The organism is Isoptericola sp. NPDC055881, from assembly GCF_053615895.1.
The window spans coordinates 1-14,220 of record NZ_JBSHCR010000088.1 but is presented as its reverse complement, the minus strand read 5'-3'; the positions used below and the strand labels follow the sequence as shown (position 1 = coordinate 14,220).

Sequence of the window (14,220 nt, the reverse complement as noted above, 5' to 3'; positions counted from 1 at the left end):
GGTGGGCGCGAGCCCACCCGCGCGCGCTCAGTCGGTCACACGCTGGAGTAGGCGACGACGCCGCGCAGCACCGCGGTCTGCGCCTTGCGGGCCGTGGCCCGCAGGGCGGGACGCGGGGCCGCCTTCGCCAGCTGGTCCAGCACGTCGAGGACCTGCTTGCACCAGCGCACGAAGTCGCCCGCGGCCACGTCCGTGCCGCGCAGCACCGCGTCCAGGTTCCTGCCCGACGCCCACCGGTGCACCGGCGCCACCAGCCCCAGGTCCAGGGGACCGGTCGCCTCCAGCCGGTGCGCAGCCTCCAGGTCGGTGACCTCCGACCAGGTGCGCGTCGTCGCGTCCAGCACCTGGGCGAGACGACCGTGCGGGCCACCCGGCACGAACGGCTCCGCCGCCTCCTCACGACGCCCCGAGTACACGACGGTCGAGACGGCCGCAGCGAGCCCCGGGGCGTCCAGCTCGTCCCAGATGCCGCGGCGCAGGCACTCGGCGAGCAGCAGGTCGTCCTCGGCGTACAGCCGCCCGAGCCAGCGCCCGTCCTGCGTCACCCCGAGCGCCGTCGTGCCGTCCTCGCCCGCGGACGGCGCGAGGTAGCCCAGGCGTTCCAGCACGTCGCACGTGCGGTCGAAGGTCCGCGCGATCGACCCCGTACGCCCCTCCACGCGCCGCACCAGCTGTTCGTGCTCGTGCCGCAGCCGCTCCCAGCGCTCCGCCCACCGGGCGTGGTCGTCCCGGTCCGGGCAGCCGTGGCACGGGTGCGCCCTCAGCGCAGCACGCAGCCGCTGCAGCTCGCCGTCGGACGCCGCGTCCGACCGCCGGCCCGGGCGACCACCCGACGACGCACCGCCGTGCTTTCCCGGGTGCTGGCCGGGGTGACGGCCGGTGCCCGCGTCCCCGGAGAAGGCACCCAGCGCGTTGCGCATGCTCGACGCCAGGTCGCGACGCTGGTCCGGGCGCCGCTGGTTGAACGACTTCGGGATGCGGACCGTCGTGACGACCTGCACCCCCTCGGGAGCGTCCGCCAGCGTCAGCTTCTTGACCTGCCGCTCCTGCGTGAGCACCGTGGGACGCGGGCCGTCGAAGCTGCGCTCGTCGCGCCCCGGGTCCAGCACGACGACGTAGCCGCGCCGCCGACCCGAGGGCACCTCCACCACGTCCCCGCGCCGCAACGCCTCGAACGACGCCACCGCGTCCGCACGACGAGCACCCGTCGCCGCGCGCGACAGCTCCTTCTCGCGATCCTTGATCGCGACCCGCAGCCCCATGTACTGCGCGAAGTCGCCACGGTCGCACGCCATCGCCGTCGCGTACCCCTCCATGGCCTCCGCGTGCGCCTGCGCCTGCTTCGCCAGGCCCACCACGCCCCGGTCGGCCTGGAACTGCGCGAAGCTGGTCTCCAGGACGTCACGTGCCCGCTCCCGGCCCACCTGCCCCACGAGGTTGACCGCCATGTTGTACGTCGGGCGGAAGCTGGAGCGCAGCGGGTACAGCCGCTTGGACGCCAGACCGGCCAGCGCCACCGGGTCCAGCCCCGTGTGGTCCACGACCACCGCGTGCCCCTCGACGTCGATCCCTCGCCGCCCCGCACGACCCGTCAGCTGCGTGTACTCCCCCGGCGTCACCGGCTGGTGAGCCGTGCCGTCCCACTTGACCAGCTTCTCCAGCACGACCGAGCGGGCAGGCATGTTGATGCCCAGCGCGAGCGTCTCGGTCGCGAACACGACCTTCACCAGCCCGCGGGAGAACAGCACCTCCACCGTCTCCTTGAACACCGGGAGCATGCCCGCGTGGTGCGCCGCCACCCCCCGCGACAACGCCTGGGCCCACTCCCAGTACCCCAGCACGTCCAGGTCCTCGGTCGGGATCGTCGCCGTGCGCTCCTCCACGACACGCCGGATCTCCGCCTCCTCCGCCGCGTCCGTGAGCCGCAGACCCGCGCGCAGGCACTGCTGCACCGCCCCGTCGCACCCGGCACGGGAGAAGATGAAGTAGATCGCCGGGAGCAGCGCGTCCGCGTCCAGCGAGTCCACGACGGCGAACCTCGGGGGCGTGCGCCGGTGCGGCACCGGGCCCGAGCCCTGCCGCCCGCCCCGGCCCCGGTAGCCACGGTCCCCGCGCCCCCGGTGCCCGCCCGACCCTTCCGCGCGCGCCGAGACGCGGAACATGGCCTGCAGGTCCGGGTTGATCGGCGGGTTCGTGCCCGGGTCGGTCGGATCTACGTGACCCGCGTACAGGTCCATCAGCCGCGGCACACCCCCACGCGGCTCCGGCGCCGACACCACCACGTGCTGCCACAGCGGCACCGGCCGGCGCTCGCTGACCACCACGGCCGTGTCGCCGCGCACGGTGGCGAGCCAGTCGCCGAACTCCTCCGCGTTCGACACCGTCGCCGAGAGGGAGACCAGCTGCACGTGGTCGGGCAGGTGGATGATCACCTCTTCCCACACCGGCCCGCGGAACCGGTCCGCGAGGTAGTGCACCTCGTCCATGACGACGTACGCGAGCCCGTCGAGCGCCGAGGAGCCCGCGTACAGCATGTTGCGCAGCACCTCGGTGGTCATCACCACCACGGGCGCACCGGCGTTGATCGACGTGTCACCCGTGAGCAGGCCCACGTTCGCCGCCCCGTGCCGCGCGACGAGGTCGGTGTACTTCTGGTTGCTCAGCGCCTTGATGGGCGTGGTGTAGAACGCCTTGCCGCCCTGGACGAGCGCGAGGTGGACGGCGAACTCCCCCACCACCGTCTTGCCCGCTCCGGTGGGGGCCGCGACGAGGACTCCGCGACCCTCCTCCAGGGCGACGCACGCGTCGACCTGGAACGGGTCGAGCTCGAAGCCGACGACCTGGCGGAAGCGGCGCAGCTCGCCCTCGGCGTCGGCCCGGTCACGTGCGCTGCGGGCCCGCGAGGCGGCGTACCGCTCGGCCGGGCTGAGGACGTCCTGGTCGGCGTCGGGGCGGGGGTGGGCGGTCATGGCGTCAGCCTAGGCGTCGCACCCGACGTCCCGTCGTGCGGGGCGTCGTGCGGGGCGTCGTGCGGGGCGTCGTGCGGGTCCTCGTCCGAGGCGGACGTCAGCGGGGCGCGACGAGCACCTGGAGGGCGCGGGAACGCACCTCGACACGCAGGGGCAGGGGTCCCAGGCGCTCGCCGTCGGCGTGCGCCACCGGCAGGGCGCGTTCCCCGGCGGCGTGCGCGTCGGGCCCGGGCTCGATGGTGAGGGCCCGCGTCCGCACGACGTGCACCTTGCGCCGGTGCACGTGCCCGCCGGTGAACATGCTGGGGAACACGGCGGCCGCGCCGGGGCGGGACAGGTCGGTGGCGACGAGCACGTCGAGCAGGCCGTCGTCGACGGCCGCCGCCGGGGCGACGCGGATCCCGCCGCCGATCTGGGGGCCGTTGGCGGCGGTGACGAGCGCGGCACGTCCCGTCCAGGTCGCGGTGCCTGCGGGGCCGGGGCACAGGCGGAGCGCGTCGCCCGGCCGGGGCCGGGACGTGGGACGCCCGGCGGCCCGCCGGCGGGTGGCCAGGTCAGCGGCGTGCGCACCGGCGTCGACGACGCCGTCGAACGTGAGCCGGTAGGACCAGGGCCGGTAGCGCACCAGCTCCAGGAGCGCGGCCACGGTGTAGCGGGCGCTGCCGCGCGGGTGGCGCAGCAGGTTGGCGCGGGCGTTCACGGCGGCGTCGAGCCCTGCGGACACGGCGCCCGCGACCCAGCGTCCACCCGTGGGCACGCCAGGGCCGGTGACGAACGCGGCGTCCACGGCGCGCCGTCCGGCGTCGCAGGCGTCCAGCGCCCGGCACAGGGCGAGGCCGGCGGCGGCGGGGTCGCGCACGGGCAGGCCGAGGGTGGCGGCGAAGTCGTTGCCGGTGCCCACGGGCACGACACCGAGCGGGACGCCGGTGCCTGCGACGGCCTGGGCGCCGAGGTGGACCATGCCGTCGCCGCCCACCACGACGAGCGCGTCGAGGCCCGCGGACCGGTCGGTGGGCGCGACGGCGGCGCGGGCACGTCCCAGTGCCGTGCCCGCGTCGGGCCCGGACAGGTCGACGACGTCGTGCCCGGCGCGCCGCAGCCCTTCCAGGACGCCGGTGCCGGCGCTCGCTGCCCGTCCTTTGCCGGCTGTGGGGTTGACGACCACGCCCAGGCGGCGGGAGGTCGTCGCGGGCGGTGGTGCCTCAGACAGCGGGGGCGACCCTGCGCTTGTCGACGCGCCGGTCGTGCAGGACGCACAGCCCGAGGGCGCCGAAGTACAGCACGCAGATCGGGGCTGCGACGAAGATCATCGTGAGGGCGTCCGGGGTGGGGGTCATCACCGCAGCGAACACGAACGCGATGAGCACGGCCCACCGCCATCCCTTGGCGAGGGCCTCGTGCCGCAGCACGCCGGCCATGTTGAGCCCGACCAGGAAGACCGGCGAGACGAACGCGATCCCGAACGCGAGGACGAGGCGCATCACGAAGCTGAGGTACCCCTGCGCGTCGGTGAAGTTCGTCGCGCCCTCGGGGACGAAGCCCGCGAGGATGTCCACGGCGTGCGGCAGCACCCACCACGCCAGGGCGGCGCCACCCAGGAAGAGGGGGACAGCCGCGCCGAGGAACCCGTACGCGTACCCCTTCTCCTTGCGGGTGAGCCCGGGTGTGATGAACGCCCACAGCTGGTACAGCCACCACGGGCACGACACGATCACGCCCAGGAACAGCGCGACCTTGATCTTCATGTCGAGGGCCGAGGCCATGCCCGTGAAGTTGAGCGCGATCGTCTTGCCCTGTTCCTGCGCGGCGACGGCGAGCGGTGCCTGCAGCGCGGACAGCAGCGGTTCGTACAGGACCCATCCGGCCACGGCACCGACCACGAGCCCGCAGGCGGCGAGGAAGAGCCGCTTGCGCAGCTCCAGCAGGTGCTCGCGCAGGGGCATGCGCCCCTCGGGGTCCCGGGTGTCTCCGGGCACCGACTACCCCCGCGGGTGGTTCGGGTCGATCAGACCCGGGATGTGCTCCTGGCCGGCGCCCGCTGCGGGCGGTGCGGCCGTGGGCGGGGTGGCGCTGCCGGCGACCGGCCTGGTCGGCGTCTGTGCCGTGGGGTCGGCCGGCGGCTCGTTGGAGTCGTTGAGCTTGCCGTCGTCCGTGAGGTCCTTGACCTCGGACTTGAAGATCTTCAGCGACTGGCCGACGCTGCGCGCCAGGTCAGGGAGCCTGCGCGCCCCGAACAGCAGCAGGATCACGATCACCAGCACGATGATGTGCCAGGGCTTGAGCATGCCCATGAGAATGGCTCCTCGTTCTCGTCCGCCCGTGAGCGGTCTGTCGTGGTCAACCCTAGTGGGTCCTGGGAGTGCTGGGTGTCGAGCGTCACACGCAGGTCATCGGGAGGTGGTGCGCGGGCGGTGGGCGGCGCCCTGTGCCGCCTTCTCGGCGGTGCGGCGTCGCAGCCAGCGCTCGGTGCCCCAGCCCTGCGCCGTGACCTGCTGGCGTGCGCGTCGGGCGGCGGCCCGCTCGGCGCGGCGACGGCGCTGCTCGGCGACCCGCTCCCGCAGGACGACCGGGTCGTCGAACAGCGTCGGGGAGGTGTCGGCGCGGTGTGCCTCGGCCTGGGCGACCGCGGTCGCCATCCGGTCGGAGGCGGCGCCGAGCAGCTCCCCGGCGCGGGACGCCTCGCGCAGCGTCCGCGTCCCGGCACGCCACAGGTGTCGTCCCACGAGGAACGCGCCGACGAGCGTGCCCACGACCAGCCCGGCCCAGATCCAGCCCCACATGCCGGTCAGCCTACGGTCCCGGGTGCGTCGTCCGGCACCGGCGCCGCCTGCGCGGCCTCGATGTCGGTGCTGGCGGTGCTGGCGGTGCTGGCGGTGCTGGCGGTGCTGGTGGTGGTGGCGTAGGCGTCGAGGGCGTCGCGGGCGGCCTGCGCGACGTCGCGGGCGACGTCGGCCGGCTCGGCGGCGACGACGTCGGGCGCGTTCGCGAGCAGCAGGCGGCGCAGCCATGCCGGGTTCGTCACCCGCAGCCGCACCTCGACGGTGCCGTCGGGCAGGTCGCGCACCGACTCTGCCGGCACCTCCTCGGCGACCCACCGGGCCGAGGACGCGAGCCGCAGCGTCGCCTCGGGGGCGCCGCGGTGCGCGACGGACGCCCACACGTCCGCGCCCAGGTCGCCCGCGACCGCGACGTCGTGCTGCGCGGCGGGCTCGTCCAGGACGTCGGCCGCGAGGATGCGGTCCACCCGGAAGGTGCGGCGCCCGGACACGCGCAGGCACCACCCCAGGAGGTACATCGCGCCGTCCTGGGTGAGCAGCCGCAGCGGGTCGACGTCGCGCTCGGACGTCACGTCCGCGGCGTTCACGTACCGCAGGTGCAGGCGGCGGCCCTCGGCGAGCGCGGTCGTGACGGCGGCCACGACCTGCGGGTCGCCCTCGCCCTCGAGCTGGACGTCGACGGCTCCTGCGGCCTCGCCGGTCGCGGCCGTGAGCTTGTCCAGCGCGGACGCGACGACGGCGGCGCGGCGGCGGTCGGCCTGCACCGCGGGCGAGGCGTGCATGGCGCGCAGCGCCGCGACCAGGGCGACCGCCTCGCGGGTGCCGAGGCGCAGCGGGCGGGTCATGCCGCGCGCCTGCGTCAGGGACACCACGCCGTCCTCCAGCGAGTAGGCGTCGAAGTCGATGAGGTCGTCCGGCATGTACCCGGGGGTGCCCGAGACCCACAGGGCGTCGACGTCCTCGCGCACCTGCCCGGGCGTCACGCCGAACCGGTCCGCGAGCTCCTCGACCCGCACCGGTCCCGCCCCGTCGAGGAACGCGACCAGGCCCAGCAGCCGCACCAGCCGGTCGTCCGCGCGCTCAGCCATCCGTCCCCTCCTCCGCGGTGTCGTTCCCGGCGTCGTCCCGGGTGTGGTGCTCGGCGTCGTTCCCGGTGTCGTGCGCAGGGTGCTCGGTGCCGAGCGTCGCCGCCGCCGTCAGCCGGCGCAGCACGTCCGCACGCAGGCCGGCGGGCTCCAGGACCACGACCGCCGCCCCGTACCCGGCCACCTCGTCCGCGAACGCCGACAGGCTGCGGAACTCCACCTCGACCACGTCCCTGCCGTCCGCGCGCGCCTCCCCGCCCGAGCCCTCGCCCGCCGGCAGCGCACGGGCCCGCAACGCCTGCGCCCGTTCCGCCACCACGGCCAGCACCGCCCGCTGCAGCACCCCGACCCGCTCCCCCAGCATCGCGTCCACGTCGACCTCCTCCGGCACGTCGAACGCACCAGGCTGCGACCCCACCCGCACCCGGCCCGAGATGCGCGAGAGGCGGAACACCCGCGCCGCGCCCCGCGCCCGGTCGAAGCCCACCAGGTACCAGCCGCTGCCGCGCGCCGCGATCCGCCACGGCTCGACGTGCCGCGTCAGCTCCCGCCCCGTGCTCGCCGCCCGGTACCGGAACGACACGTCGCGCCGCTCCGAGACCGCCTCCAGCAACGGCACGTACGCATCCCCCGCCGCCCGCACCCGCGGCGCCAGACCCGCCACCGCGTCCGCCGCGACCTCGCCCGCACCCGCCGCACGCAGCTTCGTCATCGCCCGCGACATGTCCGTGCGCAACGTCTTGTCCGACCACAGCTGCGCCGCCAGCGCCACCACGCCCAGCTCCGCAGGCGTGAGGTCCACCGCACCCAGCGCGTACGCGTCGTTGTCGATCCGGTACCCGACCTCGTCGCTGTGCCCGCCCGCGTCCACCGTGACGATCGGGATCCCCAGCGCCCGCAACGTGTCCTTGTCCCGCTCGAACATCCGCTCGAACGCCTCCGTCGACGGCGCGTCCCCGTACCCCGCCACCCCCGCACGCACCTGCTGCTTCGTCATCGACGCGCTCGTGTTCACCAGCGCGATCACCAGGTTCAGCAGCCGCTCGGCAGGCGGGGTCCCCCGCGACGACGGCGCAGGGTCAGAAGGCGCGGCAGCCGGCAGGCCGGAGGCCGGGTCCACAGGGTTCGCAGGCATCGGGACCAACCTAGTCGCCGGTAGCCTCGGACGGGTGACGACAGCGCCGCACCCGCCCCAGCCCGACGCCCCCCAGGACGCCCCCCAGGACGCCCCCCACGACACCCCGACCGGGCACGTCACCTGGCGCACCGGCACCGTCACCGCCCGAGGCGCCACCTGGACCGGAGCACGCGAGGTCACCCTGCGCCTCGACACCCCCCTGCCCGCCCGCGACCTCACCACCGCCCCCGGCGAGGTACGCGGCCTCGCCTACACCACCCTCGTCGGCGACCCCGACGTCGGCGACCGCCTCCTGCTCAACGTCTCCGCCCTCGCCCGCGGACTCGGCACCGGCGGCTACGCCCTCGTCGTCGGCCCCGCCGGCACCGCCGGCACCAGCCCCACCACCCTGCCCACCGACCCGCCCCCCGGCCCCGGACACCTCGTCAAAGCGCGCTACACCCCCCTGCAAGCCATGGTCCTCGGCGTCGACGAGCAAGAGTCCGACCACCACGACACCCTCCGCGACGCCGACGACCTCGCCGACCTCCCCGTCGTCGTCGCCGACCTGCACTCCGCCCTGCCCGCCATCGCCGCCGGAGCACGCCACGCCGCCGACCTCGCCGGCCGCCCCCACCCCCGTATCGCCTACGTCATGACCGACGGCGGCGCCCTGCCCGCCGCCTTCTCCCGCACCGTCGCCACCCTGCGCGACACCGGCTGGCTCACCGCCACCATCACCGTCGGCCAAGCCTTCGGCGGCGACCTCGAAGCCGTCACCGTGCACACCGGCCTCCTCGCCGCCCGCCACGTCTGCGACGCCGACCTCGTCGTCGTCGCCCAAGGACCCGGCAACCTCGGCACCGGCACCCGATGGGGCTTCTCCGGCGTCGCCGCAGGAGAAGCCGTCAACGCCGCCGCCACCCTCGGCGGCCGGCCCGTCGCCTCCCTGCGCGTCTCCGGCGCCGACCCCCGCGACCGGCACCGCGGCATCTCCCACCACAGCCTCACCGCCTACGGCCGCGTGGCGCTCGCAGCCGCCGACATCCCCGTGCCCCACCCCACCGACGACCTCGAGAACCTCCCCGCCTGGGGCCCCGACCTCACCCGCCAGGTCCACGAGCAGGCCACCACCCTCACCCCCCGCCACCACCTCGTCGACATCCCCGCCGACACCGCCCTGCTCGACACGCTCCGCACCAGCCCCGCGCGCCTGTCCACCATGGGACGCCGACTCGACGGCGACCCCGCCTCCTTCGTCACCGCCGCCGTCGCCGGGATGCACGCCACCCGCCTCACCCACCAGGACACCCCACCCCCCAGCACCACCCGATAACGTCACCCCCATGGCAGCCCCACCGACGAGGCCACCCCGCAGACCCGCCACCCGACCCCTCACGGTCACGCTCCTCGTCGCCCTCGTCGTCCTCGGCGCCGCCACCGCCACCCCCTGGCGCGCCCGCGTCCCCGACCTCGTCCTGCCGGCACCCACCGCCAGCGACCCCGTCGTCGACCGCCGACCCGGCGACCTCCTGCCCAGCGACCGCCCCCAAGCAAGCTTCGACGTCATCACCTGGCTCGTCGTCGCACTCAGCATCGCCGGAGCACTCTTCCTCGCCTACCTCCTGGTCGTCCTCACCCGCCGCATCCTGCGCGCCCTCCCCGACCCCGACGACGACGACCCCGACCCCCTCGCCCCCGGCACCCCCACCACCGGCACCCCCACCGACCTGTCCCTGACCCAGCTCCAGGACGCCGTCGCCACCGCCCTCGCCCACGTCGACCAGGCCGCCACCCCGCACGACGCCGTCGTCGCCGCCTGGGTCGCCCTCGAAGACACCGCCGCCACGCACGGCACCACCCGCACCCCCGCCCAGACCGCGACCGAGTTCACCGCACACCTCCTCACCACCCAGCGCCACGACGGCCGCACCGTGCCCCCCACCGACGTCGACACCCTCCGCCGCCTGTACCAGCACGCCCGCTTCACCGACCGCCCCGTCGGCCCCGACGACGTCCACGCCGCACGCACCGCCCTGTCCCGCATCGCCCGCGCCCTCGACCCCACCGCACCCACCACGGCCCCCGACGCATGACCGGCCCCGCACGCACGCTGCTCACCGTCGCCCTCCCGGCGCTCGCGGCCACCGCCGTCCTCACCGTCACGGGGGCGCTCGACCTGCTCCACGCGGCGCTCCTGGTCGTCGTGGTCACAGCCGCCGTCGTGCTGTGGCGCCGGCTCGACGACGGCGACGAGACGCCGTGGCCCGATCCCCCCGCGGACGAGCGCGAGGGCGCCCGCAACGACGTCAGCGAGCTGGGCTGGGCGACGTTCACGCGCAGCGGCGCGGTCGGCGAGCGGGTGCTGCAGCGGGTCCGCGAGCTCGCGACCGCACGGCTGTCCGCCGCCGGCGTGGACCTCTCGACCGGCGAAGGTCGGGACACGGCGACGCGCCTCCTCGGGAGCGACGTCGTCTCCGGCCTGACGTCCCGACGGCAGGTCACCCGGGAGGAGGTGCACCGGTGGCTCGACGCGGTCGAGACGCTCCACGCTCCCGCCGTCGCGCACCCGTCCGCCACACCCCGCACCACCAGCCCGGTCAGCCCCGAACCGCCCGTCAGCCCTGCAGGAAGGCCCCGCCCATGACCGTCGAGCCGCCCACGGAGCCACCCATCGAGCCGCACGTCGACCTCGCCGCCCGACCGCTCCCCGTCGCCGACGTCGCCGCCGCGGGGCGTCGTGTCCTGGACGAGGTCGGCACCGCCGTCGTCGGGATGCGGGACTCGCTCGAGCTCGCCCTCGCCACGGTGCTGGCCGGCGGGCACGTGCTGTTCGAGGACGTGCCCGGCCTGGGCAAGACCCTCGCGGCCCGGTCGCTGGCCGCGGCGCTCGGGCTCGACTTCGCCCGCCTGCAGTGCACCCCCGACCTGCTGCCCAGCGACATCACCGGCTCGTCCGTCTTCGACCCGGCCACGCGCAACTTCGTCTTCCGCCCCGGGCCCGTGTTCACCGGCCTCTTCCTCGCCGACGAGATCAACCGCACACCCCCCAAGACGCAGTCCGCGCTGCTCGAGGCGATGGCCGAACGTCAGGTCTCCGTCGACGGCGCGAGCCGGCCGCTGCCGCGCCCCTTCCACGTGATGGCCACCTCCAACCCCGTGGAGTACGAGGGCACGTACCCCCTGCCCGAGGCGCAGCTGGACCGGTTCATGGTCCGCCTCGCCGTCGGGTACCCGGACCGCGCCCAGGAGCAGGACGTGCTCCTGCGCCGCGTGGCACGACGCCAGGAGGCCGCGCCCGTCCGTCCGGTCGTCGACGCCGCCACCGTGCTCGCCATGCAGGCCGGCGTCGAGACCACCGAGGTCGACGCCGACGTGGCGGGCTACTGCGTCGACCTCGCCGCCGCCACCCGGCGGCACCCAGCACTCGAGGTCGGCGCCTCCCCCCGCGGCTCCCAGAACCTCCTGCTCCTCGCCCGCGCGGTCGCCGTGCTCGACGGGCGCGACTTCGTCCTCCCCGAGGACGTCAAGCGCGTCGCCGTACCCGTCCTGGCCCACCGCCTCACCCTCACCCCCACCGCATGGGCGTCCGCCGTCCGTGCGGAGGACGTCGTGACAGAGCTCCTCGCCTCCGTGCCGGGCCCCGCCACCGTCGGCCGGGAGAGGTGACCGGCGCCGTGTGGCGGCGGGGCCCCCAGGCCGCAGCCGGCATCGGTGCCGGGACGCTCGTCCTCGGGCTGGGGCTGCTCGTCGGCCGCGCCGACGTCGCCCTGCTCGGCGTCGCACCGCTGCTCGCCGCGCTGTGGGCCGGCCGGCCCCGTGCACGCCGCACCGCGGCGCCGCCCGCCCTGACCACGGTGACCACCGTGACGATCGAGCCCGCAGGAGGTCCCGCCGCCCCGGGCGAGCTGCGCGCGACCCTGCGCCTCGACCCACCCGACGTCGCCGAGCTCCTGCACGCCAGGGTCTACGCCCCCGGGCACCGCCCGACCGGGGTCGTCGTCGCCGCGACCCCGCGCGAGCTCGCCCTCACCCTGCGCACCGTCCGCACCGGTCCCCAGCGCACGTTCCACGTCGACGCCCGCGGCTACGGCGCAGGCGGCGGGACAGCCGAGGACCCCGTCTCGGTCACCGCCCCCGACCGGCTCGTGCTGCCCACTCCCCTGCCCCTGGGCCGGGTCCCCGTCCCACGGCGCCTGCGCGGCCTCACCGGCCCGCACACCTCCCGCCGCCTCGGTGACGGGAACGAGCTGCGCGACGTGCACCCGTTCACGCCCGGCGACCGGCTGCGCCGCATCGACTGGCGCACCACCGCCCGCCGCTCCCCCCACCTGGACACCCTCTACGTGCGCCGCACCTACGCGACGGCCGAGGCCACGGCCGTCCTCGTCGTCGACTCCCGCGACGACGTCGGCCCCGACCTGCGCACCTGGCGCGGCACCGGCCCCCTCCGCGTGGACGAACCCACCTCCCTCGACCTCGCCCGGCACGCGGCCGCGTCCGTCGCGAACGCGCTCATCACCGGCGGCGACCGCGTCGGCGTCGACGACCTCGGCCGCCGCCGACGCCCCCTCCCCCCGGCCGCGGGCCGCCGACACCTGCGCCGCGTCCTGCACGCCCTCGCGCTGAGCAGCCCCCGCGGCACCCCACCGCGACGCCTGCGCGCACCGCAGGTCCCCGCCGACGCCATCGTCTACCTGTTCAGCACCGTCCTCGACGACGAACCCGTCGAGCTCCTGCGCGCCTGGGCAGCCGGCGGCCACCCCGTCGTGCTCGTGGACACCCTCCCCGACGTCCGCGGCGCCCGCGAGGAGCACATGCGCCTCGCCTGGCGGGTCACCCGGGCCGAACGGGACGACCGGCTCCGGCGAGCCGCCGCCGCAGGAGCGCCGGTCGTGCGCTGGGCAGGCGACGCCCGCCAGGACGCGACCCTCCGGCTCGAAGCCCTCGTCCGGGCCGCCGAGCGCCACCGCAGCGGCGTGGGCACCCGATGACCAGCCCGCTCGCACCCGTGCGCGCCTGGTGGCAGGCCCGCCGCGGCACCGGACGCCCCCTCCCGGTCGTCGGCGTCGGCACCGGGCCCGCTCTCCCCGGCTGGACCCTGCGCGCCGCCTTCCCCGTCGCGGTGCTCACGCTGGTCGTCGGCGCAGGCGCCCGCACCACCCTGCTCACCGACCTCTACACCGTCGTCGCCGTCGTCCTCGCCACCTGGGGCGCCCTCCGCCCCGGCCCCGCCCCCGCGCACGTCGCGGTCGTCACAGCGGCGTTCCTGCTCCTCGGCTCGACCGCGGCCCCGTTCGACCCCGCGGTGCTGTGGCTCGCACCCCTCGGGTACGTCGTGACGCGGCTCGGCTGGTGGGCACGCGTCCTCGCCGGAATCGACCGCGTCGAGCTCGCCGCCCTGCGCCGGACCCTCGCGCGCGACGCCGTGCTCCTCGGCACCACCCTCGCCCTCGCCGGCGTGGCATGGGCGCTTGCCGGCCGCCCTGTCGCCTGGCTGGTGGCCCTCGGCGTGGCCGCTCTGGCTGCGCTCGCGTGGACCGGCGTGCGGCGCGACGATGGCGAGGCGCGCTGAGATCCGCGCGCACCCGCGACGAGGACGGAGAAACTTCCGATGGCCGACAGCACCCCCCGTTACACCGTTCCCTCCCTCACCCCCGCCCAGGGTGCCGAGGTGGCGGCCATCCTGCAGGAGCGCCTCAACTCCCTGACCGACCTCCACCTCACCCTCAAGCACGTGCACTGGAACGTCGTCGGGCCGCACTTCATCGCCGTCCACGAGATGCTCGACCCCCAGGTCGACGCGGTGCGCGCCATGACCGACGCCGTCGCCGAGCGCATCGCCACCCTGGGCGTCTCCCCGGTCGGCACCCCGGGCGCGCTCGTCGCGGCACGGGCCTGGGACGACTACTCGCTGCGCCGCGCCTCGGCGATCGAGCACCTCGGGGCGCTCGACGAGGTCTACGAGGGCGTCATCACCGCGCACCGCAAGGCCGCGAAGGACACCGAGGAGCTCGACGACGTCACGAACGACCTCCTCATCGGCCACCTGCACGAGCTCGAGCTGTTCCACTGGTTCGTCCGCGCCCACCTCGAGAGCGCGGGCGGTGAGCTGTCGACGGCGGGCGCCACCACGGAGAAGGCCGCCGCGCGCAAGGCCGCCGGGGCCGCCAAGACCTCCCGGACCACGAAGAACAAGTAGCGACCGGGCGACACCAGGCGGCCAGCAGCCGCCACACGTCGGAGGGGTGCCGCGGGTGACGACCCGCGGC

The 14,220-nt window shown here is 75.7% G+C and carries 14 protein-coding genes; 7 read left to right on the top strand and 7 right to left on the bottom strand.

Annotation, left to right across the window (positions count from 1 at the left end; genetic code table 11):
* Positions 1-35: 35 nt before the first annotated feature.
* The 7 genes from ACWGKI_RS18835 to ACWGKI_RS18805 all read right to left on the bottom strand — a co-directional run bounded on the left by ACWGKI_RS18835 (position 36) and on the right by ACWGKI_RS18805 (position 7,966).
* Positions 36-2,969 carry a DEAD/DEAH box helicase gene (locus ACWGKI_RS18835; protein ID WP_380244267.1) on the bottom strand — a complete coding sequence of 978 codons (2,934 nt, stop codon included), beginning with the start codon at positions 2,967-2,969 and terminating at the stop codon, positions 36-38.
* A 97-nt stretch (positions 2,970-3,066) separates the two neighbouring features.
* Positions 3,067-4,134, bottom strand: coding sequence for a diacylglycerol/lipid kinase family protein (locus tag ACWGKI_RS18830; protein ID WP_452189056.1), 1,068 nt, complete (start codon positions 4,132-4,134; stop codon positions 3,067-3,069).
* Between the two features lie 37 nt (positions 4,135-4,171).
* Positions 4,172-4,912 carry a twin-arginine translocase subunit TatC gene (gene tatC, locus ACWGKI_RS18825; RefSeq protein ID WP_380244268.1) on the bottom strand — a complete coding sequence of 247 codons (741 nt, stop codon included), beginning with the start codon at positions 4,910-4,912 and terminating at the stop codon, positions 4,172-4,174.
* A 36-nt stretch (positions 4,913-4,948) separates the two neighbouring features.
* Entirely contained in the window at positions 4,949-5,260 is a 312-nt protein-coding gene (gene tatA, locus ACWGKI_RS18820) for a Sec-independent protein translocase subunit TatA (RefSeq protein ID WP_380244265.1), read from the bottom strand.
* 96 nt (positions 5,261-5,356) lie between these two features.
* The gene (locus ACWGKI_RS18815) at positions 5,357-5,749 is read right to left on the bottom strand and encodes a hypothetical protein (RefSeq protein ID WP_452189054.1); all 393 of its coding nucleotides are present in this window, start codon (positions 5,747-5,749) and stop codon (positions 5,357-5,359) included.
* Positions 5,750-5,754: 5 nt separating this feature from the next.
* The gene (locus ACWGKI_RS18810) at positions 5,755-6,834 is read right to left on the bottom strand and encodes a helix-turn-helix transcriptional regulator (protein ID WP_452189052.1); all 1,080 of its coding nucleotides are present in this window, start codon (positions 6,832-6,834) and stop codon (positions 5,755-5,757) included.
* Complete coding sequence (locus ACWGKI_RS18805) at positions 6,827-7,966, bottom strand: helix-turn-helix transcriptional regulator (protein ID WP_452189050.1); 1,140 nt, start codon at positions 7,964-7,966, stop codon at positions 6,827-6,829. The genes ACWGKI_RS18810 and ACWGKI_RS18805 overlap by 8 nt, the downstream gene beginning before the upstream one ends.
* A 34-nt stretch (positions 7,967-8,000) precedes the next feature.
* On the opposite strand from ACWGKI_RS18805, the gene ACWGKI_RS18800 reads away from it, so the two are divergent.
* From ACWGKI_RS18800 to ACWGKI_RS18770, 7 genes are read left to right on the top strand one after another with little or no spacing between them, the layout of a single operon-like run.
* Positions 8,001-9,284 (top strand): DUF3866 family protein, encoded by a 1,284-nt coding sequence (locus ACWGKI_RS18800; protein ID WP_452189048.1) that lies wholly within the window; start codon positions 8,001-8,003, stop codon positions 9,282-9,284.
* A 10-nt stretch (positions 9,285-9,294) separates the two neighbouring features.
* Entirely contained in the window at positions 9,295-10,044 is a 750-nt protein-coding gene (locus ACWGKI_RS18795) for a DUF4129 domain-containing protein (protein WP_452189046.1), read from the top strand.
* Positions 10,041-10,595, top strand: a complete 555-nt coding sequence (locus ACWGKI_RS18790; protein WP_452189044.1) for a hypothetical protein — start codon at positions 10,041-10,043, stop codon at positions 10,593-10,595. The genes ACWGKI_RS18795 and ACWGKI_RS18790 overlap by 4 nt, the downstream gene beginning before the upstream one ends.
* Positions 10,592-11,617, top strand: a complete 1,026-nt coding sequence (locus tag ACWGKI_RS18785; RefSeq protein WP_452189042.1) for an AAA family ATPase — start codon at positions 10,592-10,594, stop codon at positions 11,615-11,617. Before ACWGKI_RS18790 ends, ACWGKI_RS18785 begins: the two co-directional genes overlap by 4 nt.
* Positions 11,614-12,942, top strand: a complete 1,329-nt coding sequence (locus ACWGKI_RS18780) for a DUF58 domain-containing protein (RefSeq protein WP_452189040.1) — start codon at positions 11,614-11,616, stop codon at positions 12,940-12,942. The genes ACWGKI_RS18785 and ACWGKI_RS18780 overlap by 4 nt, the downstream gene beginning before the upstream one ends.
* Positions 12,939-13,523, top strand: coding sequence for a hypothetical protein (locus ACWGKI_RS18775; protein WP_452189038.1), 585 nt, complete (start codon positions 12,939-12,941; stop codon positions 13,521-13,523). Before ACWGKI_RS18780 ends, ACWGKI_RS18775 begins: the two co-directional genes overlap by 4 nt.
* Before the next feature lie 39 nt (positions 13,524-13,562).
* The gene (locus ACWGKI_RS18770) at positions 13,563-14,150 is read left to right on the top strand and encodes a Dps family protein (protein WP_380244255.1); all 588 of its coding nucleotides are present in this window, start codon (positions 13,563-13,565) and stop codon (positions 14,148-14,150) included.
* The last annotated feature ends 70 nt before the right edge of the window (positions 14,151-14,220 follow it).